Origin of the sequence: Pseudoalteromonas sp. S558, from assembly GCF_005886635.1 — a bacterium.
Taxonomy (GTDB): Bacteria; Pseudomonadota; Gammaproteobacteria; order Enterobacterales; family Alteromonadaceae; genus Pseudoalteromonas; species Pseudoalteromonas aliena.
Genome location: NZ_PNDU01000533.1, coordinates 1 through 982, shown reverse-complemented (window position 1 = coordinate 982; position 982 = coordinate 1). Strand labels below are relative to the sequence as shown.

Genomic DNA, 982 nt, shown 5'->3' with positions numbered 1-982 from the left:
GAAGTGCTAGACAGAAAAAAATTTCACCAAGATGACTCGTTAGCTAAAAAGATTGGATTCACAAAAAAACATTGGACTAAAGTAAAAGGATAAATAATGGATTTTTCACCATTTCAGATAAGAGTACCTATTTTAGGTGCTGCTCCACTTAATGATGAAGTATTATTTACTGAATTATTAGATGTAATTGAGAGTTACCCTGAATTCGCCCCTCAGTTTTGGAGTTTAGAAGAGCGAGGCAAGCTGCCCTATAATCGCGATAATATATTAGATAAAATAAAAGCGGTAGAGTATGGGAGTTATGCGCATATTTATTTAAAACGCAATAAAGCAGTAAAGTACTTTGGAAGTATTGATGTAGCACCAAGGCAAAACATTTTTTTTGAGTTTGATCCAAAACTGAACAGTAAGCATTATCCTGCTTTGTTCGAGTTTGCGGACCGATTAGTGCAAGTATTTAAGCCTGATGTTGCTTCGGTACATATTGACACACCTGTTTACCCTAGACCATTTGAGTCATCAGAGCACAAAAATTCAAGAATAGTGAGCAGTGCTGCTTCACTAGCACCCGTCGATTATTTTAAGGTCGGCCCCAAAGGGTTAGCAATGCGCACTTATTTAGGCCCGCATTACGTGAAGCAGTTTGGCCAAGAGTTGTTACTGAGCACACCAAAAACGCAAACAGAGCTTCAATCTTGGGGCGGTATTCGCCTTGACTTATCAGAAGCGCCTTGGGAGCTAACAGAACAAGCGCTTATAGAGCATTGGCAAACCGCCATGGCATATCTACGCCCTGCTAAAGTGTTTGCTGATTTGGATGTTTATCAAAATAGGAAATTCAAATATACAAAGGCCGAAAACTGCACCATTGGTGGGTTAAATTATATCTAACTCAAAAGTAAAGAGGGTTTAGTGTGTGCATCTTATATTGAAGGATTACATACTTAAATAATGACTAGAATTTTTTATGATAACTGAAACT

At 38.0% G+C, this 982-nt stretch carries 1 protein-coding gene; it reads left to right on the top strand.

The genetic code is table 11. The features are described from left to right. Positions 1-96: 96 nt before the first annotated feature. A complete protein-coding gene (locus tag CWB66_RS21300; protein WP_138586991.1) occupies positions 97-891 on the top strand; it encodes a hypothetical protein in 795 nt (264 codons plus the stop codon). Positions 892-982: the final 91 nt, after the last annotated feature.

Bases quoted from the DNA above. Each gene is read 5' to 3' on its own strand.
- CWB66_RS21300 (WP_138586991.1), top strand. From the start codon at position 97: ATGGATTTTTCACCATTTCAGATAAGAGTACCTATTTTAGGTGCTGCT.